This window comes from Polyangium jinanense (genome assembly GCF_028435365.1).
The window spans coordinates 150862-177347 of the sequence record NZ_JAGTJJ010000013.1; the positions used below are offsets into that span (position 1 = coordinate 150862).

Annotated in this window: 21 protein-coding genes and 2 tRNA genes; 10 read left to right on the forward strand and 13 right to left on the reverse strand. The window is 68.4% G+C overall.

Annotated elements, in window-relative coordinates:
• The first annotated feature begins 37 nt into the window (after positions 1-37).
• Positions 38-1813 carry an early set domain-containing protein gene (locus tag KEG57_RS23145; protein WP_272423477.1) on the forward strand — a complete coding sequence of 592 codons (1776 nt, stop codon included), beginning with the start codon at positions 38-40 and terminating at the stop codon, positions 1811-1813.
• Positions 1814-1924: 111 nt separating this feature from the next.
• Positions 1925-2476, forward strand: coding sequence for a hypothetical protein (locus tag KEG57_RS23150; RefSeq protein WP_272423476.1), 552 nt, complete (start codon positions 1925-1927; stop codon positions 2474-2476).
• Between the two features lie 54 nt (positions 2477-2530).
• On the opposite strand, the gene KEG57_RS23155 is transcribed toward KEG57_RS23150, so the two are convergent.
• Positions 2531-2887, reverse strand: coding sequence for a PilZ domain-containing protein (locus KEG57_RS23155; protein ID WP_272423475.1), 357 nt, complete (start codon positions 2885-2887; stop codon positions 2531-2533).
• Positions 2888-3128: 241 nt separating this feature from the next.
• On the opposite strand from KEG57_RS23155, the gene KEG57_RS23160 reads away from it, so the two are divergent.
• Together KEG57_RS23160 and KEG57_RS23165 are read left to right on the forward strand one after the other, a co-directional pair.
• On the forward strand, positions 3129-4718 hold the full coding sequence (locus tag KEG57_RS23160) for a TIGR02266 family protein (protein WP_272423474.1): 1590 nt from the start codon (positions 3129-3131) through the stop codon (positions 4716-4718).
• A gap of 196 nt (positions 4719-4914) precedes the next feature.
• Positions 4915-5919, forward strand: a complete 1005-nt coding sequence (locus KEG57_RS23165) for a hypothetical protein (RefSeq protein ID WP_272423473.1) — start codon at positions 4915-4917, stop codon at positions 5917-5919.
• A 50-nt stretch (positions 5920-5969) separates the two neighbouring features.
• Here the strand turns inward: KEG57_RS23165 and KEG57_RS23170 are convergent.
• The 3 genes from KEG57_RS23170 to KEG57_RS23180 all read right to left on the reverse strand — a co-directional run bounded on the left by KEG57_RS23170 (position 5970) and on the right by KEG57_RS23180 (position 8475).
• Positions 5970-6041: transfer RNA gene (locus KEG57_RS23170), tRNA-Val, on the reverse strand.
• A gap of 116 nt (positions 6042-6157) precedes the next feature.
• A complete protein-coding gene (locus KEG57_RS23175; RefSeq protein ID WP_272423472.1) occupies positions 6158-7366 on the reverse strand; it encodes a pyridoxal phosphate-dependent aminotransferase in 1209 nt (402 codons plus the stop codon).
• A gap of 23 nt (positions 7367-7389) precedes the next feature.
• Positions 7390-8475, reverse strand: coding sequence for a GNAT family N-acetyltransferase (locus tag KEG57_RS23180; RefSeq protein ID WP_272423471.1), 1086 nt, complete (start codon positions 8473-8475; stop codon positions 7390-7392).
• A gap of 90 nt (positions 8476-8565) precedes the next feature.
• Here KEG57_RS23180 and pdxR point away from each other — a divergent pair, with 90 nt between their 5' ends.
• Entirely contained in the window at positions 8566-10056 is a 1491-nt protein-coding gene (pdxR, locus tag KEG57_RS23185; protein WP_272423470.1) for a MocR-like pyridoxine biosynthesis transcription factor PdxR, read from the forward strand.
• Positions 10057-10065: 9 nt separating this feature from the next.
• On the opposite strand, the gene KEG57_RS23190 is transcribed toward pdxR, so the two are convergent.
• The 6 genes from KEG57_RS23190 to yajC form a co-directional block, all read right to left on the reverse strand.
• Positions 10066-11190, reverse strand: a complete 1125-nt coding sequence (locus KEG57_RS23190; protein WP_272423468.1) for an MlaD family protein — start codon at positions 11188-11190, stop codon at positions 10066-10068.
• 35 nt (positions 11191-11225) lie between these two features.
• Positions 11226-12005, reverse strand: a complete 780-nt coding sequence (locus tag KEG57_RS23195) for an ABC transporter ATP-binding protein (RefSeq protein WP_272458804.1) — start codon at positions 12003-12005, stop codon at positions 11226-11228.
• Positions 12006-12016: 11 nt separating this feature from the next.
• Positions 12017-13831 carry a single-stranded-DNA-specific exonuclease RecJ gene (recJ, locus tag KEG57_RS23200; RefSeq protein ID WP_272423466.1) on the reverse strand — a complete coding sequence of 605 codons (1815 nt, stop codon included), beginning with the start codon at positions 13829-13831 and terminating at the stop codon, positions 12017-12019.
• A gap of 106 nt (positions 13832-13937) precedes the next feature.
• Positions 13938-15194 carry a protein translocase subunit SecF gene (gene secF, locus KEG57_RS23205; protein ID WP_272423465.1) on the reverse strand — a complete coding sequence of 419 codons (1257 nt, stop codon included), beginning with the start codon at positions 15192-15194 and terminating at the stop codon, positions 13938-13940.
• An 11-nt stretch (positions 15195-15205) separates the two neighbouring features.
• The gene (secD, locus tag KEG57_RS23210; RefSeq protein WP_272423464.1) at positions 15206-17353 is read right to left on the reverse strand and encodes a protein translocase subunit SecD; all 2148 of its coding nucleotides are present in this window, start codon (positions 17351-17353) and stop codon (positions 15206-15208) included.
• Positions 17354-17408: 55 nt separating this feature from the next.
• Positions 17409-17837 (reverse strand): preprotein translocase subunit YajC, encoded by a 429-nt coding sequence (yajC, locus tag KEG57_RS23215; RefSeq protein ID WP_272423463.1) that lies wholly within the window; start codon positions 17835-17837, stop codon positions 17409-17411.
• Between the two features lie 275 nt (positions 17838-18112).
• On the opposite strand from yajC, the gene KEG57_RS23220 reads away from it, so the two are divergent.
• The 3 genes from KEG57_RS23220 (at position 18113) to KEG57_RS23230 (ending at position 20118) form a co-directional block, all read left to right on the forward strand.
• Positions 18113-18184 (forward strand) — tRNA-Val (locus KEG57_RS23220).
• A 469-nt stretch (positions 18185-18653) separates the two neighbouring features.
• A complete protein-coding gene (infC, locus tag KEG57_RS23225; RefSeq protein ID WP_272423462.1) occupies positions 18654-19376 on the forward strand; it encodes a translation initiation factor IF-3 in 723 nt (240 codons plus the stop codon).
• Entirely contained in the window at positions 19354-20118 is a 765-nt protein-coding gene (locus tag KEG57_RS23230; RefSeq protein ID WP_272423461.1) for a hypothetical protein, read from the forward strand. Before infC ends, KEG57_RS23230 begins: the two co-directional genes overlap by 23 nt.
• On the opposite strand, the gene KEG57_RS23235 is transcribed toward KEG57_RS23230, so the two are convergent.
• Positions 20094-21929: a serine/threonine protein kinase gene (locus KEG57_RS23235; RefSeq protein WP_272423460.1), complete on the reverse strand. Its 1836-nt coding sequence runs from the start codon at positions 21927-21929 to the stop codon at positions 20094-20096. The genes KEG57_RS23230 and KEG57_RS23235 overlap by 25 nt on opposite strands.
• A 157-nt stretch (positions 21930-22086) precedes the next feature.
• On the opposite strand from KEG57_RS23235, the gene KEG57_RS23240 reads away from it, so the two are divergent.
• Entirely contained in the window at positions 22087-22713 is a 627-nt protein-coding gene (locus KEG57_RS23240; protein WP_272423459.1) for a hypothetical protein, read from the forward strand.
• A gap of 33 nt (positions 22714-22746) precedes the next feature.
• Here the strand turns inward: KEG57_RS23240 and KEG57_RS23245 are convergent, their stop codons facing one another.
• Positions 22747-23379: a hypothetical protein gene (locus KEG57_RS23245; protein ID WP_272423458.1), complete on the reverse strand. Its 633-nt coding sequence runs from the start codon at positions 23377-23379 to the stop codon at positions 22747-22749.
• Between the two features lie 286 nt (positions 23380-23665).
• On the opposite strand from KEG57_RS23245, the gene KEG57_RS23250 reads away from it, so the two are divergent.
• Entirely contained in the window at positions 23666-26077 is a 2412-nt protein-coding gene (locus KEG57_RS23250) for a TolB family protein (protein ID WP_272423457.1), read from the forward strand.
• 51 nt (positions 26078-26128) lie between these two features.
• On the opposite strand, the gene KEG57_RS23255 is transcribed toward KEG57_RS23250, so the two are convergent.
• Positions 26129-26446, reverse strand: coding sequence for a BPTI/Kunitz domain-containing protein (locus KEG57_RS23255; protein WP_272423456.1), 318 nt, complete (start codon positions 26444-26446; stop codon positions 26129-26131).
• Positions 26447-26486 lie beyond the last annotated feature (40 nt).

A 26486-nucleotide genomic window follows, 5' to 3' on the forward strand; every position in this document is an offset into this window, starting at 1 on the left:
GCCCTCCCCCCTCGCTCCTCCCGGAGGACAGACCGCCGTGTATCTTCGTCCGTTTGGGTCGTTCGCTGCCTTTGCGCTCTCCGCCGTCCTCGTGGGTGGCCTTTGTGGTTACCCGAGCACAGCCTTCGCGGCAGGCGAGAAGGACAAAGAGGCCCTCAAGCTCCACGACCAGGCGATGGACGAGGATTACCTCGCCGTCGAGTTCGACAAGGCCGAGAAGAAGCTCAAGGATGCGCTCAAGAAGTGCGGAGACGATGGTTGCAGCCCCAAGGTTGTGGGCAAGCTGCACGTCGCGCTCGGCACGGTCTACGGCGGCTCGAACAAGCTCGACAAGGCCAAGGAAGAGTTCATCGAGGCCCTCAAGGCCGATCCTTCCGCCACGCTGATCGAGTCGCTCACCACGCCCGAGCTGACGAAGGCCTTCGAAGAGGCCAAGAAGCAGGCGAAGCCGAGCAAGCCCACCGGCCCGTCGAAGCCCCCGCCGAGCAGCGAGGACGGCGGCGAGGACGGCGGCGACAAGCCCGGCGGGGATCTCGAGCACACGCCCATCGCGGAGCAGGCGGTCAACACGCCCGTGCCCGTGTTCATCGAGGTCGGCGACGACGTCACGGTCGAGAAGGCGACGCTCCGGTACAAGCCCTTCGGCGCCTCGAAGTGGATCTCGCTCGAGATGCAGCGCGTCGGCAAGGGCTGGGGCGCGGAGATCCCGTGCTCGGACGTCACCACGACGGGCGACATCAAGTACTACATCGTCGTCACGGACGACGGCGGCGAGCAGCTCAAGGCGGGCTCGCAGAAGGATCCGTACCGCGTCCCGATCAAGCGCGAGCTCGAGGGCGACGAGCCCTCGCTCCCGGGCAAGAAGCCCCCGCGGCAGTGCAAGGCGAAGGAAGACTGTCCGCCGGGCCTGCCAGGCTGCGAGAAGACCTCCAAAGAGGAGAAGCGCGGCGAGAAGGGCTGGGGCGCGACCTGCGAGGCTGATCAAGAGTGCCAGGCCGGGCTCATCTGCCAGAACGGCCAGTGCGAAGAGGGCAAGCGCGAGGGCGGCGACGAAGGCCCCGAGCCCGCCGGCAAGGGCAAGAAGAACATCATCGGGCTCGGCGGTCAGCTCGACCTGATGCTGATCAGCAGCGCCGAGAACGTCTGCTCCGGCGAGAACGACACGTACTACTGCTTCCACGCCGGCACGACCGATCGCTTCTTCGGCGATCCGATCTCGGCGACGGGAACGAACGGCATCCAGGGTGGCTTCGGTCTCGCCGGCGGCCGCGCCTTCGCCTCGTACGATCGCGAGTTCGCCAAGGCCGGCCCGGGCGCGTTCGGCGCGGGCGTCCGCTTCGGCATCGCGTTCGGCGGGCATCCCTCGTCCGATGAGCAGCCGCCGAACGCGCTCCACCCGCAGATGGTCGCTTTCCCGCCCATCCACGGCGAGCTGCGCGCCTGGTACTCGTTCGGGGGCAGCCAGTTCGAGCAGGGCCAGATCCGTCCGTTCGGCTTCATCGGCGTCGGCCTCGCGAAGGTCTCGGCGTCCGTGCCCGTCACCGTTTGCGACCGACTCCAGAAGAACGGCGAGGACGCGATCGCGCCGGAGGACGATGACGCGGAGTGCCCGGGCACGGGCACCCGGTCCTCCGTCCAGCGCGAGCTCGACGCGTACCAGATCTCGGGCCTCAACTTCATCTCGGTCGGCGGCGGCGCGACCTACGCCATCACGCCGAACTTCGGCGTGACTGCCGAGATCAAGGCGATGTTCATGTTGACCACGTTCTCCGTGGTCATCGCGCCCTCCCTCGGCCCCGTCTTCGCCTTCTGATTCTGTCCACGTCCCCCGACGTGCGACCCGACTCTTCCACGAAAATTCGTCCGTACACCAACGATCTTCGAGGCGCTGTGGTCTTCGCCGACGAGCGCTAGAAGATCGTCGGTGAACTACGAGAGGTTCCAGGTCGAGGTGATCGAGCTCGGCAGCCGCGGTGTTCCGCTCACCGTGGCCAACGTGGTCGCGCACCTGCGGACGCCACCCGCGCGCGTGCAAGGCGGGCTCGACAGGATGGCTCGCGAGGGCCTGCTCGATCTCGAGGTCGACGAGAACGAGGGTTTTGTCGTCTACCGCGTCCGCGGCCTCTCCACGACCGCGCCGCGCCCACGCAGGCGCGAGGCAAGGCCGATGCAGGCCGATCGCGCCATGCCCATGACGTACGAGCCGCCGAGCCTGCTCACGGTGAGGCGGAAGAGCGTGACGCTCGCGGTCGTGCTCGGCGCGCTCGTCCCAGGGATCGGGCTCGCGTATGCCGCGCCGCTGCGCGTGGTGCTCGCCGCGTCGCTCCTCGTGATGGTGTTCGGACGCGTGCTCGGCGCGAGCTTGATCTTCGCGCCTCTGTTCTGGGTGTTCGCCATCTGCGTGTCTGCACTCTTCGGCGGGCTCTACGCCGTCCGCTACAACCAGGAAGGGCACCGCGCGCGGCTGCTCTCCTGAACGTCGAAACGATCGCGCGGCGCTCCACGCGACGCTCGTGTCGTTCGTGCGTAGCTACGAGAGGATCTGGAACAACGACAGCAGCGTGCCTGCGTCGTGGTGCTCGAAGCGGATGCCGACCCGCGTGCGACGACCGCCGGGCGTGCCGCGGCGGATCCAGGCGACGGTGCCGTTCAAGCGGAGCGGGTCCCAGAGCGACGGCGTCGTCACTTCGAGGGTGACGGACGTATCGGGAGTGAGCTCGTTTCCCGCGCTGGCCGAATTGTCGCGCTCGAGGAGCTCGATGCCGGCGCCGCCGAGGCCGAGATCTCGGATGGTGACGCCGCGGGCGCGGCCCTCCTGGTCGAGGAGGGTTGCCTCGAGCTCCATGCGCTTTCGTCCGTGCGCGCGGAAGTGGTCCCGAACGGACATGCGGAAATGATATCTCTATCGTAGAGGCGACACATGCGCGGCGCGCTCGATCCGCGGGATCGGCGAGCGAGCCCGAGCGTGCGGGCGTCTCTGGGCAAACGAGGGCACGGAAAGTTTCCGGCCGGAGGCCGTTACAACGTAGTTGGGTTTGTGCGCGACCTCAAGGTAACATCCGCGCCGCTGCTCGCGCCGGGGCGACCCGGAGCGACCCTTCGTTGATCGAGATGGGAGCTCTACCCTGATGGCTGAGGACACTCGTAAGGACGCCCGGACGAAGGTGCTCTCGATGACCGTGCGCTACAAGAGCGCCACCGTCGACGAGTTCATCGAGAACCATTCACACGACGTCAGCAAAGGCGGCATCTTCATCAAGACGACGTCGACGTCGCCCTTCCCCCCCGGAACGCTGCTCAAATTCGAGATCCGCATCCAGGAGGAGAAGTCCGTGCTGACCGGCGTCGGACGCGTCGTCTGGAAGCGTGATTCGGATCAGGCGACCGACGAGTCGCCCGCCGGCATGGGCGTCAAGTTCATCAAGATCGACGACGAATCGAAGGCGATGATCCAGCGCCTCGTCGACAACCAGAAGGGTGGCCCGAACGCGTACGACGCGGGCAAACCCGAAGGCTCGAGCGACGACGGTGACGGCGCGGCGACGCCGGCGCCCACGGCGGCCGCGGCGAAGACCGGTCCGCGCGCATCGACGATGCTCGGGCTCGGCGCGGTCGGCGCTGCGGCGAAGGCCGCGGGCAGGCCGACGACGGGCGCCGACGACAAGAAGAGCGAGTCGAGCGGCGGCGGCGGGTTCTTCCCGTCCACGACGCCCGAGCAGGACATGCCGCCGCCGGAGGAGCGCACCGTGATGCGCCAGGCCGCGGAGCTCCTGAAGCAAGCGCTCGCGGGCACGGGCAGCTCGCTCGACGACGTGAGCGGCGGCAAGATCGAGCTCGCCAAGGAAGCGCCGAAGGCCGAGGAAAAGAAGGCCGAGGAAAAGAAGGCCGAGGAGAAGAAGGCCGAGCCCAAGGCCGAAGCGAAGGCCGAGGAGCCCAAGGCCGAAGCGAAGGCCGAGGAGCCCAAGGCCGAAGAGCCCAAGGCCGAGGAGAAGGTCGAGGAGCCCAAGGCCGAGGAGAAGGCCGAGGAGCCCAAGGCCGAAGCGAAGGCCGAGGAGCCCGAGGCCGAGGAGAAGAAGGCCGACTCCGAGAAGCCGGTCTCGAAGAAGCCCGAGAGCAAGGCGGGCTCGACGACGAAGAAGAGCGACGGCGAAGACCGCCGCGAGGCGAAGACCGTCGACGTGCGCGGCACGAAGGCGAAGGCCGGCGAAGGCAAGAGCGGCGGCGCGAAGCCCAAGGCGGCCGCGGCAAAGGCGGCGCCTCCGCCCCCCGAGCCCGTCGAGGAGAGCAGCGGCGGCAGCGGTCGGATCCTCGCGATCCTGCTCATCGCGGCGGCGATCGGCGGCGGTCTCTTCCTCGCGCTCGGCCAGAGCAAGAACGAGACGCCCCCCGCGCCCACCCCGCAGGTCCAGCCGACGGTCAAGCCCGAGGTCAAGGCGGCGCCCACGCCCGCCCCGACCCCGGAGGTCGTGCCTGCGGCCTCGGCGAACGCGGCGGAGCCTGCGTCCTCGGCGAACGCGGCGCCCACCACGACGGCGAGCGCAGCGGCGCCCCCCGCGACGGCGGCGCCCACCGCGGAGCCGAAGACCGAGAAGAAGACGGAGCCGAAGCCCGCCGCGACGCCGGCCGAGCCGAAGCCCGCCGCGCCGCCGGCCGAAGAGAAGCCGAAGCCGGCGCCGGCCGCGCCCAAGCCCCCCTCGGGCGGCGACGACTACGAGTGATCCGCCGCGGGCGGCTGCGATCCGGCCGCCCGCGCTTCGCTCGACGCCCTCCCCTCCCCTTCCGCTCCCGCTTCCTCCTCGCCACCTCGTGCCTGCCCCGCACTTCGCAGCGCGGGCGGATGCATCGTGTCCATCTATTAAACCCGTCGAGCGGCATGGTGCGCGCCGCGTGTCGCCGCGTATCATGCGGACCTGAATGAGCGGCGCTGGGTCGTCGGGTTCCAGGCAGGGCGCAGAGCGCGGCGTGATCGCCGAGGCAGCCACCGTGTATGCGCCGGCGTTGCCGGGGCAGGCGCCGCGCGCGCGACCTGCACCGACGCGTAGTCGAGGCGCGCTGGCCGTGGCGCTCGCGGGCGTGGGGCTCGTTGGCGTCGTGGGCATCGTCGCGCTCGCGATCATGCTGCGTGGCACGGCGCCGATCGACGCGCTCGAGCAGAGTTCGTCCGCGGCGGAGGTGAACGACGCGGGTTCGGCGCAGGATGCAGCGCCGGTGGTGATCGTGGCGTCGACGCCGGTCGTGACGAAAGATCCTCCGCCGACGAAGACGAATCGCGCGACGGCGGAGGAGCTCGATGCGGCGCGGTCGAAGGGCGCGACTGCGCTCGCGACGCTCGTGGAGCGGTACCCCGACGATCCGGATGTGCTTCGCGCGCTCGTCAGCGCGTACACGCGCGACAAGACAAACTACGCCAAGGCGATGACGACCGTGCGCAAGCTCCTCGTGGTCTCGCCGGAGATGACGAAGGATCCGGACGTCAAGCAGGCGCTCTTGATCGTGGCGAACGGTCCGGTGGACGTCGCGGCGACGGCGCTCGACATCATGGGCAAGGAGATGGGTCCGCGTGGGCCCGAGCTGCTCTACGAGCTCCTCAGCGCGTCGGGCCTCGGCAAGTTTCCGAAGGACCGCGCGACCCGGTTGTTCACGGATCCCAAGGTCAAGGAGCTTGCCGGGCCTGGGCTGCTCGTCGCGAACGATCTTCGCGCGGCGGCGGGATGCGATCGCAAGAAGCTCTTCGCGCGCGCGGCCAAGGAAGGCGACGAGCGCGCGCTCGGGCACCTCAAGCCGTTGCTCGCGACAAAGGGCTGCAGCTGGCACCGCCAAGCCGACTGCTTCGCGTGCCTCGGTGATCGCAAGGACCTTCGCGCGACGATCGACGCCATCACGAAGCGCCTCGATCAGGCCGGCTCATCCAAGCAGTAACCTCGCGAGGGCTCCGGGGGGGAGCAAGGTCAACGAGGTTGGGTACGGGGTGGGCGCAACAGGATTTGAACCTGTGACTTCATCCGTGTGAAGGATGCACTCTACCGCTGAGTTATGCGCCCGTTCGAGAGTTTGGCGGGGCGTGGGTCACTTCCCGCCGCGGCTCGACGACGGCGACATGACTAGCTCAAGCCATGTCGTCCGACAAGTGTTTTGATGATGGGGACGCTCGGAAAGTTCAGCCCCCGCCACGGGCGGCCGTGGCGGCCGCGCGGATGGCCTCGATTCCTCCCTCGATGTCGCCCTCCGAGCAGGCGTACGAGAACCGCACATAGCCCGGCGCGCCGAACGGCGTGCCCGCCACGCTCGCGACGTGCGCCTCTTCGAGCAGCCACATCGCGACGTCGAGGTCGGTCTGGATCGTGCCGTTCTTGTACGGGATGCCGTAGAGGCCCCGAACGTCGGCGAACGCGTAGAAGGCCCCTTCGGGCATCCTACAGCGCACGCCGGGGAGGCTGCGGAGGCCCTCGACCATACGATCACGGCGCTTCGCGAAGGCATCCCGCATCTCGCGCACGGCGTCCTGCGGGCCCGAGAGCGCGGCGGCGGCCGCGACCTGCGCCACGGCCGTCGCGTTCGTCGTGCTCTGGCTCTGCACGACGTCGAGCACCTTCGAGAGCTCGGGCGGCGTGATGCTCCAGCCGATGCGCCATCCGGTCATCGCGTACGTCTTGCTCACGCCGGAGATGATGATCGTACGGCTCCGTAGATCCTCTGCCATCGCGGGCACCGACACGTGTCGGAAGCCGTCGTAGGTGAGGTCGGCGTAGATCTCGTCGACGACGAGCCAGAGGTCGTGGCGGCGCACGACGTCGAGCAGCGCGCGCAGATCCGACTCGGCGTAAGCCGAGCCCGTGGGGTTCGATGGCGTGCAGAGGATGATGGCCTTCGTGCGCTCGGTGATCGCGCGCTCGAGCGACGCCGCATCCATGCGGAAGCCCTGATCCTCGCGCGTCTCGACGATCACGGGCGTCGCGCCGACGATGCGCACCTGCTCGGGGTAACTCACCCAGTACGGCGCGGGGATCACGACTTCGTCGCCGGGCTCGTAGAGGCCGAGGGCCACGTTGAAGAGCGCGTGCTTCGCGCCGCATGACACCGTGATCTCGTTCGGCGCGGGGCGGTAGCCGCGGTCGCGCTCGGTCGCGGCGCAGATGGCGGCCTTGAGCTCGGGCGTGCCGGTGACGGCCGTGTAATGCGAGACGCCCTTGTCGATGGCGGCCTTCGCGGCGTCGAGCACGTGGCGAGGCGGCTCGAAGTCCGGCTCACCGACGCTGAAGGGGTAGACCTTGTGGCCCTGGCTGCGCAGGCGAGCGGCCTGAGCGGCCATCGCGAGCGTGGCGCTCGGGGCCACGGCGGAGAGACGATCAGCGAGCTTACGAGGCATCTCTAGAGATCCTTCTCACTGCACTACGTGCCTTTCTCCGCCGACGCAAGCGGACAGACGGCCTCTCCGTTCGCTGCCGTTCGCCCGAGGATCATCTCGTGGACCTCCCGCCCATCCGTCCGGTGCACGTGCCGCGTCCGGAAGCCAAACGGCTCGTAGAGCTTCATGGCATCCCGCGTGCGCAAGAGCACCGTCTCCGCGCCGCGCACCGCTGGATGGTCGAGCAAGAGTCGCATGAGCGCGCGGCCGAGCCCGCGGCCTCGCCACGCGTTCGCGACGATCACGTCGTAGATCCAGGCGCGCCGCGCGCCGTCCGCGATGGCGCGCGCCGTCCCTACGAGCGTGCCCGATCGATCCCGCGCGCCGACCCAGGCAGACGAACCAAGCAGGCTTTTTCGAATGCGATCGGGCGGCGTGCCTTCGCACCAGTACGTGCCGACGAGCAGCGCCGTCGCCTCGTCGGCGTCCGCTTCCCCCATCGCACACACGAGCGTCGTGTCCGCGGGCGCTTCGAGGAAGGACGGCACCGCCGCGGACGGGTTCGCCGCGCGCACGAGATCGATCGCTGCCACATCACCCGGCGCGCCGCGCGCCCAGAGCAGATCGAGGATACGACCGACCTCCGCGGGCGTGCGGTTTTGCCCGAGCTTCGCTTTGCCATCGAGTCGTTCGAGCGAGACGCCGAGCACGAGCACGCCCGCGACGGCCTTCTTGTAGAGCGGATGCTCGGCGTCGATCGGCACGTACCCGCCTTCGGGCTGGTGCTTCTTCATGAGCGCCGTGAGCATGGCGGCCTTCAGGTACGGCGCCTCGATGCGCTCGACCGTCCCGTGCACCTGCACGCTCCGGTAGAGCGTGGTGGCCGGACATGCGCGCTCCGGATCGACGAAGTAGCTCGGGATCGAGGCGACGATCTCTTCCGCCGAGACCACGGCGCGCCGGCCGATGACGTCCATCTTCTCGCCCACGGGCGCGCCGTGAAAGAGCACGTGGTCCCCCACGACGACGCCGTGCACGACGCGCAGCACGGGCTCGCTGTCGTGCGTCGTCGAGCCTAGGTGCACCACGGGCGCGCGCGCGAGGAGCGCGACCGCGCTCGCACGATCCATCCGGAAGATCTCCCTACGCATGGCCGGAAGGTGAGCCGGAGCTGGTACCCTCAAAAGGACCAGTGTCCAAAAATCGGGTAGACCAGTTGGGTGCGCGAATATCCCTTCGAGCTAGCCCTGGATCCCTCCCCCGACGTCCCGCTCTTCGTGCGGATCACGCGCGCCCTGATCGAGGACATCCGCCGCGGCAGGCTCCGGCCCGGCGCTGCGCTCCCCGGCAGCCGCGCGCTCGCGCGATCGCTTGGCGTCCATCGCAACACCGTCGTCGCGGCGTACCGCGATCTCGCCGCGCAAGGCTGGGTCGAGACCCGCAACGCGACGATGACCTACGTCTCCACCACGATGCCCGACGTCCCGCGGCGCCGCGCCTCACCCACCACGCCCGGCACGATCGCGGCGCGCGCGGGCTTCGATCTGCCGGCGCGTGTCTCCGCGGCCGGCTGGGCACACGAGGTACCGCCGGGCGCGATCGTCTTCTCCGGGGGCATGCCGGATCTGCGGCTCTTGCCCACGGAGATTCTCGCGCGCGCGTACCGGCGCGTGCTGCGCAGCTCAGCGCGGCGGCTCTTCGAGTACGGCGATGCGCGCGGGGACGAGCGTCTTCGCGCAGCGCTCGCGGACATGCTCGCGGCCGTGCGAGGCCTCGGCGCATCGGCGGAGGACGTGCTGGTCACGCGTGGCAGCCAGATGGCGCTCGATCTCTGCGCGCGCGCGCTACTCCGGCCCGGTGACGTCGTCGCGGTGGAGGCGCTCGGATACCGCCCCGCATGGGAAGCGCTCGCGCAGACGGGCGCGCGCCTCGTGCCGCTCCCCGTCGACACCGATGGCCTCTCGGTCGACGCACTCGCCGCGCTCGTCGCCCGCGAGCCCGTGCGCGCCGTCTACGTCACGCCGCACCACCAGTACCCGTCGACGGCTTTGCTCTCGCCTGCGCGCCGCATCCGCCTCCTCGACCTCGCGCGCGCGCACCGCATCGCGATCCTCGAAGACGACTACGATCACGAGTTCCACTACGACGGCCGCCCGGTCTTGCCGCTCGCGAGCGCCGATCGAGCGGGCGTGGTCGTCTACATCGGCACGCTGTCCAAAATCCTCGCGCCGGGCCTGCGCATCGGCTTCGTCGTCGCCCCCGCGCCGCTCGTGGGGCGCCTCGCCGCGATCCGCACATTCGTCGATCGACAGGGCGATCTCGCGCTCGAACGCGCCGTGGCGGAGCTGCTCGAAGACGGCGAGGTGCAGCGCCACGCGCGTCGCATGCGCCGCATCTACCAGGCGCGGCGCGACGTCCTCACGGAGGCGCTACGGAAACACCTCGGCGATGCCGTCGAGCTCGCCCCGCCGCCTGGCGGCATGGCCATGTGGGTCCGCGTCGCGCCGGGGCTCGACGTCGACACCTGGGCCGCGCGCGCCCTCGATCGTGGCGTCGTGATTCACCCGGCGCGAAGGTTCGCCTTCGACGGCCGCTCGCGCCCCTTCTTCCGGGCCGGCTTCGCTGCGCTCGACGAACGTGAGATCCACGAAGGCGCCACGCGCCTCCGCGCGGCCTTGCCCACGAAGGGCGCCACGCGGGCCGCTTCATGAAGCGCTTATTTACTTGTTCTGCGCCGCCGACTCTTCTTTGCCCGGCGTCACCTCGACACCCGGCTTCTTCTCGTCGTGCTTGATCGAGTACCGCACGAGCGCGCGAAGAATGTCGTTGCGGCTCACGTTGCCGACGATCGCTTTGACGTCCTCGTAAATCGAGGGATCGACGAGCAGCGCGCCCACAGTGCCCTTGCCCTTGCGCACGTCGGCAACGATGGCCCGCAGATCCGCTGTCATCGCCGTGACGTTGGCCAGGGCCTCGGCGCCGTTGCCCTTGCCACCGTAAAGGACGTCATGGGCAAAACTGTCGCTCTCGCGGATGCCCTTCAGCGTGCTCGCGACCTCGCCCGCCGCCGCGCCGAACTGCGCGATCTCCTTCTGCGGGCCGTCGCCGTAGATCACCTCGTGCGCGAAGCCGGGCCCCGACTTCACGCGCGTCACCACACCGCGCACCTCGGCCAGCGTGAGCGCGAGCTCCGAGGCCGCTCGGTCGAGGTTCTGCAGCGTGCGCGAGATCCGCTCGGCTTCCTCTTTGTCCGTCAGCAGCTTCTTCGGGTACCCCTCGCCCTCGGCCACGTCCTTGAGCAGCTTGTTCATCGACGACACGCTGCCGCGCAGATCCTGGTGCAGCCGTTCGTCAGCGAGGCTCTCGCTCATCTTCGAGATGTTGCCGAGCGCCGCGTCGGCCTTCGACGTCATGCCCTGCGCGATGCCCATCAGATCCGTGGGCTCCTCGCTCGAGATCTCTCCGCCCGGCGGCACGGCCTCCGGCGACTTGCCCTTCGAGATCTCGATCATTTTGTCGCCGAGCAGGCCCTTCGCCGCGACGCGCGCGATGCTGTCCTTGCGGATGCGCTCCGCTTCGGCCTTCACGACGTCGAGCTCGACGTAAACGACGGCCTCGGCCTGACCTGGCCGGTAGCCGACCTTTTTCACGTTGCCGATGTCGATGCCGCCCATGCGCACCGGCGCGCCGGGCTTGAGGCCCTGCACATCGGAAAACGTCGTCGTGAACTTCACCGACGAGCTGAAGAAGCGCCGCTCATCGCCGATCAAGAAGATCACGAGCGCGGAGAAGAGCAGCCCCGCCAGCACGAAGAGCCCGACCTTGACGTCGCGCGACCTGTTCATCTGCTCCCCCATATTGCGCGAAGACGCGCCCGTCGTCACGCACGGAGGAGCGTCTCGACGTCCTCGTTGACCGGGGCGATGCCGTTGATGAAGTTCTTCACCCGCGGATCCGTCGACCGCTGGAAGTCCTCAACCCGGCCGGACAGGATGATCTCGCCCGCCTGCACCATGGCCATGCGGTCGGAAATCGTGAACGCGCTCTTCATGTCGTGCGTCACCACGATGCTCGTCACGTCCAGCGCCTTCTTGAGCCCACGAATCAGGTGGTTGATGCGCTCGGTGTTGATCGGGTCGAGGCCGGTCGTCGGTTCGTCGTAGAGCAAAACCTCGGGCTGGACCGCGATCGCCCGCGCGAGCCCGACGCGCTTCTTCATGCCGCCCGAGAGATCCGAGGGCCGCATCGCCTCGATACCCGGCAAACCCACGAGCGAGAGCGCCCAGTCGACACGCTCGGCGATCTGCGACTCGGTCATCTCGTCGCGATAGTGCTCGTGCAGCCCGTACGCGACGTTTTCGCCCACGGAGATCGAGTCGAAGAGCGCCGCGCCCTGGAAGAGCATCGCGATCCGACGACGAATGAGGCGCGCCTTCGCCTCTTTCATCTGCGTGATGTCCTCGCCGTGGAACGTGATCGACCCGCCGTCGGCTTCGAGCAGGCGGATCAAGAGCTTCAGCATCACGCTCTTGCCCACGCCCGATCCGCCGATGACGGTGAGCGTCTCGCCCGGGAAAACCTCGAGGTTCAGGCCACGATAGATGACCTTCGGGCCGAACGCCTTGCGTACGTCGCGGAACCGGATGATCGGCTCGCTCACGGTCATCCCTCCTAGCTCGCTCGCTCCACGCGATCGATGCGAATCTCGACCGCGCTGCCGCCCCGGAACGTGTCGCGCCGGAGCCGGCCCACGATGTCCACACGCCCGCCCGCGAGGCCCTGCGAAAGGCTCCCGAGCTCGTACCCGAAGGCGCCGATCACGTGCCGCTTGAGCGCGATCTCGAGCTTCAAGTGGCCCTTGATGATGCGCGAGACGCGCACCGGCGCCCCACGCACGAGCACACGCGGCGCGCGGTTGCCCTGCCCGCAAGGCTCGAGCCGCTCGAGATCACGCGCCACCACGGCCGGCTCGTCCCGATCGTCGAGGCGAACGTCCGCCTCGCCTTCGAGCGACCCGAAGTTCACCGCGCCAAGCGCGATCGCCGCGTCGCACCAGAGCGCGCGCAGCGCCTCGACCCGATCCGCCCGCACTTCGACGCCCGCCGCGGCCTGATGCCCGCCGAACCCGACGAGCCCAGCGCGCGAGAGCACGAGCGCGTCGTGCAGCGGAAACCCCATCGGCCCGCGCACCGATCCGCGGCCCGATCCACCGTCGAGCGCCACGACAATCGTGGGCTTGCCGTACTTCGACGCCACACGGCCCGCCACGATCCCCACGATCCCTGGATGCCACCCCTCGCGCGCGAGCACGATGGCCGGCTCCTTCGCCCACCCGTTCGCCTCGATCTCGCGCAGGGCCTGCCCGATCATCTCCTCCTGGATCGCGCGCCGCTGCGCCGTGAGCTGCTCGATCGTCGCCGCGATCCCAGCCGCGCGCATGCTGTCCCGTTCGAGCAGAAGCGCGAGCGAGAGGTCCGGATCTTGGAGCCGGCCCGGCGCGTTGAGGCGCGGCGCGATGCGGAACGCGATGTCGTCAGCGCTCACGCCATGCCCGAGATCCAGCCGCGCGAGCTCGGCCAGAGCCCGGAGGCCCGGACGCGTGCCTTGGCTGAGCACCGCGAGTCCCGCCCGCACGAGCGCGCGGTTGTCGCCGACGAGCGGCGCGACATCGGCCACGGTCCCGATCGCCACGAGATCGAGCCACTGCCGCATGTCGAGGTTCGCGCCGAGCGCCCGACGCACCGCCGCGCCGAGCGAGAGCGCGAGCCCGCACGACGCGAGCCCCTTGAACGGAAAGCCGCACTCGGGCCGATGCGGATTCAAGAACGCAATCGCGGGCAAGGGCTCCGCGGGCACGAGGTGATGATCGATCACGAGCGTCTCGATGCCGTGGCGTTGCGCCGTCGCGAGCCGCTCGTGATCACTCGATCCGCAGTCGCACGTGACGAGCAGCGTCGCGCCCGTCTTCCGCACGCGCTCGAGCGCTTTCGCGTTGAAGCCGTAGCTGCCGTCCTTGCGCGTCGCGAGCAGCGGCACGACATCGCCGCCGAGCGCGCGCAGCACCTCGGTCACGATCGCGCACGACGTGATCCCATCGCAGTCGTAATCACCGAACACCGCGACCTTTTCGCGCGCGCGGATCGCCCGCGCGAGGCGGTCGGCGCTGAGCTCGCGATCGGCCATCGCGTCGGGCGGCGTGAGGTGGGCGAGGCGCGGATCGAGGAAGAGGCGCGTCTCGGCGTCGGCGCGGCGACCGGCGCGGAACAAGGCGTCGGCGACCGTGATCGAGAGCCCGAGCGCCCGCGAAAGCTCCAGCGCCTCGACGGACGCCGCGCCCGGATCACGGATCGCGCCCTCGCGCCCCGGGTTCGCTGTGGTGGACGGAAGGAGAAGGCTCCGAGCCTCGGGATCCGTCGCCTGTACCCACGCGGCCTCGCTCAACATCCGTGGGGCCCACGCGTAGCGCAGCCCTCGTCCGGAGTCCATGCCGGTCGGAAAACCTTCCTTTTTGGCGCGTTGGTTCCTGGAAAAACGAAACGCCCCGCGGTGGTGCGCACCGCGGGGCGTCGTGGGCTCTGGGGAGGAGCGAGGTTTAGACCACCGCGTCGGCGCGCTTGACGGCCTTCGTGCGGGTGATCTTCTTCTGCGTCGTCGCCTGGCCGCCGAAGAACTTGCTGTCGATCCACTCGGTGAACGGCGCGGCCACGTAGATCGACGAGTACGTGCCGACGAGGATGCCGACGAGCAGGGCGAAGGCGAAGTCCTTGATGACGCCCGTGCCCCACACGAGGAAGCACACCATCGAGAGCGCCGTCACGCCGGACGTGATGATCGTGCGTCCGAGCATCTCGGAGATCGACAGGTTGATGATCGACGAGAACGACATGTTCCGGTGCTTCGTCAGGTTCTCGCGGATACGGTCGTACACGACGACCGTGTCCGTGATCGAGTAACCGACGATCGTGAGCATCGCGGCGACCGTGGAGAGCGTGATCTCGCGGTGCGTGATGATCATGGCCCCGAGCGCGATGCCGACGTCGTGGACGAGGGCGAGGATGCCGCCGGGCGCGAACCGGAGATCGAACCGGAACGCGATGTAGGCCATGATGAACACGATCGCGATCGCGATGCTGCGGATGGCCGCGTCGCGGAGCTGCGCGCCCGCCTTCGGGCCGATCCACTCGACGCGCAGCGCGCGCTCGGGCACGCGGTCGGCGCCGAGCTTGCTGCGCAGGCCGTCGAGGAGCTGATCGCCGCGCGACTTGAGCTGCGCCTCGACCTTGTGGTCACGCGTGCTCACGACGACGGGGTTGTTCTCGCCCGCGCGGAGCTCCACGCCGGGGATGCCCGTGAGCTGTGCCCGTACGGCCGCGAGGTCGGGCTCGACCTCGTACCGCATCGTGACCTTGTCGCCGCCGGGGCTGAACTTGATCTCGCTGGCGCGCGCGTTCGCGGGGCAGCGCGCCTCGTAGTCCGCGCTCGGCGCCGTGCCCTCGGGCAGCACGCAGAGCTTCTGGCGGATCGCCTCTTTTTGCTCCTCGCCGAGGGCGCTGACCTCTTGCACGCGGATCAGGTAGCGGTGCGTATCCTCGGCGCCGCTGTCCTTCACGCGGATGACGTCCGGCGCCTCGAAGCCGAGCGACTCGACGGCCGCGCGGATGTCGCCCGCCTCCGTCGACTTGAGGAAGGCGACCTCGAGCTCCGTGCCGCCCTTGAAGTCGGTGCCGAGGTGGGGTCCCGGCTTGAAGAACGAGACGATCGAGCCGAGCAGGAGCAGCGCGCTGAGGCCGATGAACAGCCAGCGCTTGCCCATGAAGTCGAACTGTCTCCCAGGCTTGATGAATTCCATGTGCTGCGCCTTCAGCCGAGGTGGAGCTTCTTGACCTTGCGAGCCCGCACGGCCCAATCGAACATGAGCCGCGTGCAGACGACGCCGGTGAACAGGCTGACCGCGATGCCCACGATGAGCGTCACGGCGAAGCCCTTGATGGGACCCGAACCGTACTGCGCGAGGATGAGGCCCGAGATCAGCGTGGTCACGTGCCCGTCGAGGATGGCGCTGAAGGCCTTGTCGTAGCCCACGTCCACCGCCGCCCGCGGGCTCTTGCCTTGCCGCAGCTCCTCGCGGATGCGTTCGTTGATGAGCACGTTCGCGTCGACCGCGATGCCGACGGTGAGCACGAGGCCCGCGATTCCGGGCAGCGTCATCGACGCGCCGAACATCGCGAGGATCGCCACCTGGAGCACCATGTTGAAGAGCACGGCGATGTTCGCGATCGCGCCTGCGCGGCTGTAATAGACCTGCATGAACAGGAGCACGAGGATGACGCCGGCGAGGCCGCCCTTCGCGCCCTGCACGATCGCGTCCTGACCGAGCGACGGACCGATGCGCTGCTCGTTCGAGGGCGAGATCGGCGCGGGCAGCGCGCCCGAGCGCAGCACGAGTTCGAGCTTGCGCGCGTCCGTGATCTGCTGATCCACGTTCGCCGAGCCCATCGTGATCGTTGCGACCCCGCCCGGGATCTTCGTCTGGATGACGGGCGCGCTCTCGACCTTCTCGTCGAGGATGATCGCGAAGCGGCGCTTGATGTTCTTCGCGGTGATGTCCTCGAAGCGATCGCCGCCGACGCTCGTCATCTTCATCTGCACGAGCCAGCCGCCAAGACCTCGATCACTCGGGTCCGGCATCGCTTGCGCGTCGCTCACCATGTCGCCGGTGATCTCGGCCTTGCTGAAGAGGTAGTAGGTCCGCCAGCCGACGTCCTCGACCGTGCCCTTCTCCTCGTCGTAGGACTGGTACTTGCCGAACCCGATCTCGTGATCGTCCGGCACCGACAACGTCGAGGTCCACTCGCGCAGCCGCGCGAGCGCCTGCCGCATGTCCTCGCCCTCCATGTGCTCGAGGACCGCGTAGGTGTTGACCTTCTGCTTGCCAGGGCCGACCGAGACCTGCTCCTGCTGGAAGCGCAGGCCCTTCACTTCCTTGTTCTTCGGGTTGCGAACCTCGGTCTCGAAGAAGTTCACCTCGTCGTCGAGCAGCTTGAACTCGAGGCGCGCCGTCTGGCTGACGATCTCGCGGATCTCGGCGAACGTCTGGTCGTTGTCGCCCGGGATCTCGATGATGATGTCCTCGTCGCGCGTGGTGACGCCGGCCTCCTTGAGGCCCATGCTGTCGACGCGGCGGAGCACCGTCTCCTTCGCCTGCGCCACGGCCTTTTCGCGGATCTGGCTCTCGATCTCGCCCTTGATCCGCAGCGTGACCCGCTTCCGATCCGACGAGAACTGACGCTGCATCTCCTGGAACGGACGCATGAACTCGTCGTTCACCTTGTCCGCGTCCGCCGCGTTCTCGAAGTTGATGAAGAGCGTGCCCGCGTGCTCGCGCGACTTCTCGACGCGAACCTTGCCGATGAGCTTCTTCAGATCGTCGACCGACGCCTGCTGCTCCGCCCCGACGATCCCGTAGGAGCGCGCGAGCGCCTGGCGAACCTCGTCGTAGTACCGGTCGCGCTTGTCCTTGATCGCCTCGTCGACGTCGACCGTGTAGACGAGCCTGAGGCCGCCCTTCAGATCGAGGCCGCGCACGAGGCGGAACTCGATGTTCGAAAGCAGCCACTCGCGCACGCCACGGTTGCCCACGCGCGCGTCCTCTTCGACCTTCGCGCGCTCCTCGGGCCCGAGGCCCGATCGATCGATGCGGCCGTATCGCTCGTCCGCGTACGTCGGGTAGATGCTGAGCCACGATCCGAGCGCGAGGAACAGGACGAACCCGCTCTTGATGCGCCAGGAGAGATCGATGGTGGGCAGCGCGCAGAAGAACGCCCACGGGACGCTGAGCCCGAAGGTCGCGGTCGCCCAGAACACGTGGTAGTGCGCGGCGATCGCGGCGCAGAACGAGGCGATCGCCGACATGACGAAGACGCCGCGCTTCGACCTCTGCCACGCGCCGAGCGCGATGGACAGCGCGCCGAGGCCAGCGAATGCGTACTGGAGGATGTTGTAGATCATGGGAGGGTCGACTCGGGGGGGCGGTCGCGAGCCCTTCTTAGCCGAAGCGCGCGCGCTACGCTTTCTTTTCCTGCGCCTTGTCCTTCGCCTCGGCGGCGGGCTTCGGCTCGCCGTCCACGCCCTGGATGGCCGCCTTCAGGACCTGCACGTTCACGCCGGGCGCGATCTCCAGCTTGACCGTCCTGTCCCCGACCTCGATGAGCTTGCCGATGAGCCCCGACTGCGTGACGACCTTGTCGCCCGGCTTCAGGGCCGCCTCGAGCTCCTTCTGCTTCTTCGACTGGTTCCGCGTCATCAGGAACACGAAGAGAAGCGGCAGCAAGAAGAAGAGGATCGTCATCCCGCCGAACGGCTGCCCGCCGCCGCCTCCGCCCTCGGGCGTCTGCGTGGGAGCGCCCTGGGAAGGCTGGGCAGGGGCGGGCGCGGGCGGTGCGCCCTGGCCCGGGGAGACGGTGGTCGGCTGAGACAAAAACAGCGTGGTCACGAGGCGGTAACCTCCACGGGGACGAAGCTTGGCTCCCCGAATGCGAGCCCCCGATCATTCGGAAAGCGGCCGTCCATACCCACGATCGAGGTTCCACGCAAGGAACGGCCGGAGACCCTGGAACAAATGGTCGTCCCCTCCCCGGCCCCCACCTCCCGGCCCCCCTTCCCGAACCCTGCCTTTCGTTTTTTTTCTTGACCAGACCGAAAAGGCTTGGTACCGATGCGCCTCCCTCGACGCACCGCACATCGGCGGGGCGGCGGAGGAAGCGGTACAGGCGCGTAGCTCAGTGGTAGAGCACTACCTTGACACGGTAGGGGTCGCCGGTTCGAACCCGGCCGCGCCTACAAAGTTTCGATACGAGGACCTTTCTGCAGGTTCCCGCCTCATGGCGGATGCCGCCTGCCCGTCCTCGTGAGGACCTTTGGGGTCAGTCAGAACGGAACCGCGGCGCACGCCGAGCGAGCGGCTCACGTCGTGCACATGACGTCGGGCGTGCAAAGGCCGCCCCCGCACGCAGGACGCGTCGCCCCCCCGAACCAAGCGGAGAGCGCCGAGCGCGGCACGAAGTCCCGTGCCGCCGCGCCTCTGCGCCGTCCTCGTCGCCCTGCCCGCACGGCTGCCCTCCCCACCGGCCTTCCCCGGTGGAGAACGAGCGCCGGGCGTGACTTCGGGCCCGGAGGCAGCTTCCGCCCGTTGATAACGCGGACCATCCGGGCGAGATTGTGTAGGCCCTGCACCCGTCATCCCGACGGGCAAGCGCGGCTGACCGTGGATTGCCAGTAGATCACAAGCAAGGAGACAGCGAGACCACACATGAGCATGCGACGCTTCGACCCTCGACAGGCCCAGCGAGGACCGCAGATCCGAATCAATCAGCGAATCCGGGTTCCGGAGATCCGGGTCATCGGGGAAGAGGGCGAGATGCTCGGCATCATGCCGACCCACGAGGCCCTGCGGCGTGCCCAGGAGCGAGGCCTCGATCTGGTGGAGGTCAATCCCAAGGCCGATCCGCCCGTCTGCAAGATCCTCGACTTCGGCAAGTACAAGTACGACGAGAAGAAGAAGGCGCGCGAGGCGAAGCGCAAGCAGAGCGTGGTCGAGATCAAGGAAATCAAGCTCCGCCCGAAGACGGACGATCACGATCTCCAGTTCAAGACGCGCGCCGCGCTGCGCTTCATCGAGGCCGGCCACAAGGTCAAGTTCACCGTGCGCTTCCGCGGTCGCGAGATCACGCACCCCGAGAAGGCGCAGGAGCAGCTCGACTGGATCGTGCAGCAGTGCGACGAAGTCGCGAACGTCGAGGTGCGTCCCGTCATGGAGCAGCGCACGATGACGCTGCTCATGGCGCCGAAGCCGGCCGTCATGCAGAAGGTCGCGCAAGCCCGCGCCGCCGCCGAGAAGGCACGGCAGAAGGCGCTCCAGGAAGGCCGCGCTGCGCCGGCCGTCAACGAGCAAGACGAGGCGCTTCGCAAGCTCGAGGAGCAGCTCGACGAAGAAGAGGATGATGACGAGGATGACGACGAGGAAGGAAGCTGATCCGCTTCCTGCCTTGAACGTCCGCGGTGAGCGGCGAACGGGCCTCGTTCGCTTGCTCGCCGCGCTCCTGATCGCCCTTCCGCTCGTCACCCTTCCTTTCGCGACACGTGCGCTCGTCGACCGCGGCGCCGCTTCCCTCGGCGCGCGGCTCGCCGACGCGCTCGATCGCGCGTTCGTCTGGCGAAACGCCGAGGAGACGGACGCACCTCTGCACGGCCCCGACTCCCTCGATCTCGGCCTCGACCTGCCCCACGTGCCCGGGCTCGACGTGCTTCCGGCGCCCGCCGAGCCGCCGAGCGAAACGCTTGCCCCCGCGAGGAAAGGTTCGTCCGTACGAACCCCCGCGCCGCGCGGCGGAATTCATGTCCGCGCCGACGTCGTGGCGCGCGCGGTGCAGAGCGGCGTCGTCCCGTCAGGCGTGCCCGTGCCCGCAAGCGGACCGAGGCCCGCGGGCATCGCGCTCCAGGGCGTGGGTGGCTTCGGCGCGGGTCTCCGCGATGGCGACGTGCTCACGCGGATCGGCGGCGCGCCGGCGACCTCGGTCGGCGTGGTCATCGGCGCGGTCGCGGGCGCGCTCAAGCACAACGCGAAGGTGATCACGGGCGAGGTGTGGCGCGGCGATCAGCGGCTCACGGTGGCCGTCGAGGTCCCGCCGATCGGTCGGCAAGGCGTCCCAGGTCGCGCGATGCCGAAGCCCCGTGCTCCGGCCAAACGCGCTCAGGGCCCGAACAGCCCGCCGTAGTACGCGCTCGCTGCGAGCAGAAGAACCGCCGCGGCGACGTAGAGCCACATCACGTTGCTGTTCGCGGCGGGGGCGGGCTTCGCGAGGGGCGCCTTCTTCGCGACAGCGGCCGTGCTCTCCTTGCTGAGCTTCGCGGCCGCGCCCTTCTTCCCCTTCGCGCCCGCCTTCGCTGCCTTGCCGGATTTGCCCGCGACGTCCTTCTCCTGCTTGGGCGACGGCGTCCTCGTCGCGACTGGCGCGCTCTCGATGGAGCTCTCCTCGGCCTTGGCCTGCGGCGTCTCCTTGACCGTCTCGGCTGGCTCGCTGATGACCGCGCCTTCGTCCGCCTTTGCTTGCGGCGTCGCCTTGACCGTCTCGGCCGGCAGACTCTCGGCCTTCAGGCTCTCGACCGGCGCGCTCTCCTCGGCCTTGGCTTGTGGCGTCGCCTTGACCGTCGCGGCCGGCAGACTCTCGGTCGGCAAGCTCTCGGCGCCTTTCTTCTCGGCTGCCGTGCTCTCGACCGCTTTGTTCTCGGCCTCCGTGCTCTCGGCCGCTTTGTTCTCGGCCTCCGTGCTCTCGGCTGCCGTGCTCTCGGCAGGCTTGCTCGGGACGGGCTTGCTCTCCGGCTCGCGCTCGCTCCGCGCGGACACTGGACCGACCCGCGACGCGCGCCCCTCGCCGCTGAGCGGCGCGAGATCCATTTCCTCGGCCCATTTGCCGATGTCCTCGAAGTGCGACACGCGCCCGCGCGGCCGCTCTTCGGGGGGCGGCGCCGCTGCGCTGATCTCCGGCTTCGACTTCTCCCTCGGTGCGCCGGGCCGTGGGTCGTCTTGCAGCGAGTTGAACTCGAGCAGCGCTGCTTCGATCAGCTTGTGCAGCGTCGTGTCTTTTTCCTGGTCCGTGGTTTTACGCAGCGCCACGGTCCCGCTCACGAGCTCGGCGACGTCGTGCGCGCCGACGGGCCTTCCGAACTTGAACAAGAAGCCGTTCAGGGCTCGGCCGAGCTCGCGCGCGCTCGGGTAGCGCTTCTCCGGATCGCGGGCGAGCGCGCGGTGGATGATCTTCTCGAGCTCCGGCGGCACGTCCTTGTTGAGCTGCGCGAGCGGCGGCACGACGGCTTCGCGCACCCGCATCACCGTCTGCAGATCGTTGTCGCCGTGGAAGAGCCGCTTTTGCGCGAGGATCTCCCACAGGATGATCCCCACGGCGAACACGTCCGTGCGCACGTCGACCTCGAGCCCTTGTGTCGCCTCGGGCGAGAGGTAGCCGAACTTTCCTTTCACGATGCCGGGCTCGCTCTTCTCGAGCTGGCTCGTCGCTTTTGCGAGCCCGAAATCGACGATCTTGATCTCGCCGTATTTCGTGATGAGCACGTTCGCTGGCGAGACGTCGCGGTGCACGATGCGAAGCGGCTGCCCCTCGGGGTTTTTCGCCTCGTGCGCGTAGGCGAGGCCGTCGCAGATCTTCTCGGCCATGTAGACGGCGACCTCCACCGGGAAGGGCCGCTTCATCTTGCGGAGGTATTCGATGACGGCTTTCAGGTCCGAGCCATCGACGTACTCCATCACGATGAAGTACGCGTTATCGCCGACGCCGATGTCGAATACCTGGGCGACATTCGAATGCGTGAGGTTCGCCGAGAGGCGCGCCTCGTCGAGGAACATCGCGATGAAGCGCTTCTTCTCCGAGAGGTGGGGCAAGACCTTCTTGATCGCCACCCGCTTCTTGAATCCCTCGATCCCCGCGCTCTCCGCGAGAAACACCTCGGCCATGCCGCCGGACGCGAGGCGATCGAGGACGCGGTACCGCTGCTGCTGATGCCCCTGCTTCATGCCAGACGAGGACTACCCTCTCCTCGGCCGCCGGTCGAGCCCGCGCGCCGGGATCCGGCATCTTACCACGACGGGACCTCGAGACGGATCCAGGAAGGACATCCCTCGCGCACTTCTCCCTTGCCCCGGGAAAGCGCGGGTTCGTAGGCTGGCCTTCATGCTTCGACCTCGATCGAATTGGGGAATCCTTCTGGTTTCTGCCTTCCTCGTGACCACGCTCCCCGCGGCCTGCGGGAGCGAGGTCGACGGCGGAAACGGCGGCAGCGGTGGCAGCGGCGGCGCGGGCGGCGGCGGCGGCGCTCCGAATTTCGGGGCCTGCAGCGGACCGGGTCAGTGTACCCTCGTCAAGAATACCTGCTGCGGCACGTGCAGCGAACCCACGCTCGCCGACGTCGAGCCCGTGCACGTCGATCAGGTCGACGAATACAACACCTTCGTTTGTCCCGAGCCCTCGGCCTGCCCCGCCTGCGCGGGCGCGCCGAACCCCGGCCTCTTCGCGTATTGCGAGGCCGGTAGCTGCGCGGAGGCCGACGTCGCGGAGCACGCCTTCAGCGAATGCACGACCGCCGCCGATTGCACGCTCCGGCTCGGCTTGAGTTGCTGCGAGCCTTGCGCGGGGGGCGTGCCCGACCTCGTCGCGGTCGCGTCGAGCTCCCTTCAGGCGATTTACGATCTTGTCTGCCCGCCCGAGTTTGGCTGCCCGCCCTGCGCCCCTCTTTATCCGTCGGAATGGAAGGCCGATTGCGTGACCGGCCATTGCGCGGTCGTCCCGGCCATGCCTTGAGGCCCTGGCCGCGACGCACCTTTTCGAATCCGCTCAGTGACGCGCGCGCTCGCCGGGCGTGAGGCCGACGAGTTCCTCGCCCGACGTCTTTTCCGCGGGCGCTGTGTCCGCCTTGGCAGCCTTCGCCATCGTCACGGGGAAGCTCTTCTTCACGCCCCCGACCTCCACGAAAATCGTCGCCTTTCCCGCCGCGAGCGCCTTGACCAACCCGCACGTCTCGGTGACGTATTCCACCTCGATCGAGCCTTCGCCCGACATCATCCACCCGGAGAGGCCCGCCACCGCGCGCCCGTTCGAGATGCCCCGGAAACACACGTTGCGCTCCAAGCCCACGGGCAACGGCTGCGCGAGGTCCGGGCTGACCAAATTCTTCACGGCGACGATATCGTCGAGTTTGTCCACGATGGGCATCGTCACTTCGAACGGTGTTCCGTCGCCCGTCACCACGCTCGCGCTCACGGTCCCGCTCGCACCCACCGTCACGAAGCGCCGATCCCACGTCGACAAATCCCCATCCTCCTTCGCGTCCCCCGTGATGGTGATGCTCGTGCTCTCGTCGACGAGGCGCATGCCGTCGGCATCGCGCAGCGCGAGGCCGAGGAACACGCCCGCGTCCTTGAACAGCGCTAGGCCGAGGTTTTCCGCCTCCGGATCGAGGAGCGACATCCCGCCTGCGACGAAGCCTGCGTCCCGCCTTCCGCGGTCGCGTGCAGGACGCCGCCGAACATGTCGTCGAAGAGCGAGGTGCCCCGGAAGAACAGGCCATTCGGTGTATCGGAGGAGCACGTCTCGCCCGACGGACAGACCGTCTCGCAAGGCGGCGTGAAGCACTGCTCATTGGAGAGGGCGCGCTCTCCAGCTCATACGGCGGCACTTTGGCAAAGCCCGTGCCGCGCACGCGGGCAACCTTCACCCTTGCGACCTTGTTCTCCTCCCTTGTAGCATTGCCTTTATGTTGCAACGATCTCGCCTTGGAATTGTACTCGTATCAGCCCTCGGCACGGCGGTCCTCACGGCTGCGTGCGGGGGCGGCGGCTCCACCGGGCTCGCAGGGGGCACCTCCTCGAACGGCAGCGGCGGCGCGGGCGGCTCGAACAGCGGGGGGAACGGCGGCATCGGCGGGGACGGCGGCGATATTTTCGTCGGCTCCTCGTCGGGCGTGGGCGGAAGCGGCGGCAGCCAAACGCAGGGCTTCGATGTCCTGCCGAGCGCGCCGCAGGAGATCACAGTCGTTGCGGGTCAAAATACCCCGACGGTCACGTACACCTCGTACCTCGACGGAAACCCCATCAGCGCGGGCTGGAGCGTCGATCGCGGCGAGATTGGAAGCATCACGGCGGGACCGACGAGCACGGCGACGTTCACGCCGAAGGGCACGGCCGGCGGCGTCGTGCGCGTCCGGGCCGGCCTCAACGGGCAGGTCCTCGAGCGTAATCTCCTGGTCAAGCTCACATCGCAACAGAATGGGGCGGACCCGAACAACCCCGCCCAGCAGGGTCAGATCGCCACGACGATCCCCCAGCTCACGGAGGGCGGCGGCGTCGGCGGCGTCGGCGGCGAGGGCCTCGGCGTCGGCGTCGACAATCCCGTCGTGGTCGCCGCGCTCGACGCGCCAAGCAGCAATGGGCAGGCCGAGGGGCTGAAATTCATCTATCCGTACGACCGCACGGTCTGGCCGCGCGGCATGACGGCGCCGCTGCTCCAATGGGATTCGACGCTCGGCAGCGTCGACGCCATCAAGATCGAGCTCTCGACCACGAGCGGCTCGTTCTCGTGGAAGGGCACCTTCGCAAAACCGCAGATCCTCGTGCAAACGGGAGGCTCGTTCATTCGCCACCCGATCCCGCAGGACATCTGGGCCATGGCGACGAATACGGCCGGCGGAAAGACGCTCGACGGCTCGCCCGATCAGCTCGTCGTGCGGCTGACAGTGGCGAAAGGCGAGGTCGCGTACGGGCCGATCCAGGAGACGTGGACCGTCGCGCCGGGGCGGCTCTCGGGCGCCATTTATTACATTTCGTATGGCACGAAGCTCGCGAAAAACCTGACCGGCGCCGTGGGCGGCGACGGCATGTTCGGCGGCGCGGTGCTCTCGATCAAGGTCGGTGACACGGCGCCCAAGCTCACGGCGGGCAAGAGCGGATCGGAGGCGGAGTGCCGCGTCTGCCATTCGGTCGCGGCGGACGGCTCGCGCCTCGTCGCGACGTCGAATGGCGGCTCCATCCCGTGGGCCTACGATATCGCGCCGGACATGGTGACCGAGAAGTCGCTCCCGAATGGAAGCTCGTTCCCGGGCATCACGCCGGACGGCGCGCTGGCACTCACGACGGTGGGGCAGCTCGTCTCGCTGGCCAATGGCACCGTCCAGCCGGTTTCGGGGCTGAACGGGGTCTCGACCAACGTCGGCACGCCGTCGTTCTCGCCGGACGGCAAGCGCGTCGTGTTCAACCCGATGGCGAGCGCGTCCATCACGAACCCGCGGCAAAAGCTCGTCTTGATGGATTTCGACGCGGCGACGAACGCCTTCGCGAATCCGCTCGTCGTCGTGGACAACACGGGACAACCGGCGGAGACGCGGCCCGGCTGGGCGGCGTTTTTCCCGGACGGCAAGACCGTCGTGTATCATCAGCAGACCGCGGCGGGCGTCGACGGCAATACCCTCGGGGATCTGCGCACGCGCAAGGGCGCCAAGGCCTACATCGCGATGGTCCGCGACGACGGCGGCGCGCCCGTGCCGCTCGATCAGCTCAATGGCAAGGACGCTGGCAATGTGTACCTGCCGAAGCTCGCCCAGCCCGTTGCAATGACCTGCACGGGCGACGGCACGCAGGTCGGAGGCATCAACGCCGATCACGGCGATGACGTGAACCTGAACTACGAGCCGACGGTGAACCCGATTGCCTCGGGCGGTTATGCCTGGGTGGTCTTCACGAGCCGCCGCATGTACGGCAACGTCGCGACGATCCCGCCGTTCTGCAGCGATCCGCGCGGCGTCAACCTCTTCACGAACATCACGCCGAAGAAGCTCTGGGTCGCAGCCGTGGATCTGAACTCGCCGGCAGGCGTGGACGGGAGCCACCCGGCATTTTACCTGCCCGCGCAGGAGCTGCTCGCCGGCAATGCGCGCGGCTTCTGGGTGCAAGAGCCCTGCCGCGCCGACGGCGCCGGTTGCGAGTCCGGCGATCAATGCTGCAATGGCTACTGCTCGCCCGATCCGATGGGCAGCGGCGCACTCGTCTGCGGCGACACGCCCCCGAACGGCATGTGCTCGAACGAGGGCGACAAGTGCACGACGGCAGCCGATTGCTGCAGCCCGGACAACATCTGCCTGAACGGGTTCTGCACGCTGGACGGGCCGAAGTAAACATCCGCGCGAAGGTGCGGGGGTTTGGCGGGCCCCCGCGTCTTGCTCATCTCACCACCGGAATGGGGGGCGGTTGCAGGTGCGCTGGCAGGCGTGCATGGACTCGAAGTTGTTCATGTTCCCCTGACAGCCGCCGTACATGAAAGGCACGCAGCGACCAACGGCGCTGTTGAAGGCATACCGACGGAAGGCCGCGCGACACGGGCCGCTCGCGATCGGCTGGAGGCAGATCCTACGCGCCGGTGGCACGACGAGATCCTGCACGTCCTCCGCGAGCTCCGCGTTTTCCGACGCGTCCTCCGCCGCCGACGCCGGCAGCACGAACAAGAACGAAATCGCCGCAAATACAAACGGTAGACCCTTCGTCATGGCGCACCTCCCCCTTCGAGCGGGAGCCACACCGGCGAGC

Coding starts and splice junctions, on each gene's coding strand:
- KEG57_RS23240 (WP_272423459.1), top strand. CDS start 22,087: ATGCTTCGACCTCGATCGAATTGGGGAATCCTTCTGGTTTCTGCCTTC.
- KEG57_RS23250 (WP_272423457.1), top strand. CDS start 23,666: ATGTTGCAACGATCTCGCCTTGGAATTGTACTCGTATCAGCCCTCGGC.
- KEG57_RS23165 (WP_272423473.1), top strand. CDS start 4,915: ATGAGCGGCGCTGGGTCGTCGGGTTCCAGGCAGGGCGCAGAGCGCGGC.
- KEG57_RS23190 (WP_272423468.1), bottom strand. CDS start 11,190: ATGAACAGGTCGCGCGACGTCAAGGTCGGGCTCTTCGTGCTGGCGGGG.
- infC (WP_272423462.1), top strand. CDS start 18,654: ATGAGCATGCGACGCTTCGACCCTCGACAGGCCCAGCGAGGACCGCAG.
- KEG57_RS23235 (WP_272423460.1), bottom strand. CDS start 21,929: ATGAAGCAGGGGCATCAGCAGCAGCGGTACCGCGTCCTCGATCGCCTC.
- secD (WP_272423464.1), bottom strand. CDS start 17,353: ATGATCTACAACATCCTCCAGTACGCATTCGCTGGCCTCGGCGCGCTG.
- KEG57_RS23230 (WP_272423461.1), top strand. CDS start 19,354: ATGACGACGAGGAAGGAAGCTGATCCGCTTCCTGCCTTGAACGTCCGC.
- KEG57_RS23175 (WP_272423472.1), bottom strand. CDS start 7,366: ATGCCTCGTAAGCTCGCTGATCGTCTCTCCGCCGTGGCCCCGAGCGCC.
- secF (WP_272423465.1), bottom strand. CDS start 15,194: ATGGAATTCATCAAGCCTGGGAGACAGTTCGACTTCATGGGCAAGCGC.
- KEG57_RS23245 (WP_272423458.1), bottom strand. CDS start 23,379: ATGTCGCTCCTCGATCCGGAGGCGGAAAACCTCGGCCTAGCGCTGTTC.
- KEG57_RS23180 (WP_272423471.1), bottom strand. CDS start 8,475: ATGGATCGTGCGAGCGCGGTCGCGCTCCTCGCGCGCGCGCCCGTGGTG.
- recJ (WP_272423466.1), bottom strand. CDS start 13,831: ATGGACTCCGGACGAGGGCTGCGCTACGCGTGGGCCCCACGGATGTTG.
- KEG57_RS23155 (WP_272423475.1), bottom strand. CDS start 2,887: ATGTCCGTTCGGGACCACTTCCGCGCGCACGGACGAAAGCGCATGGAG.
- KEG57_RS23255 (WP_272423456.1), bottom strand. CDS start 26,446: ATGACGAAGGGTCTACCGTTTGTATTTGCGGCGATTTCGTTCTTGTTC.
- KEG57_RS23160 (WP_272423474.1), top strand. CDS start 3,129: ATGGCTGAGGACACTCGTAAGGACGCCCGGACGAAGGTGCTCTCGATG.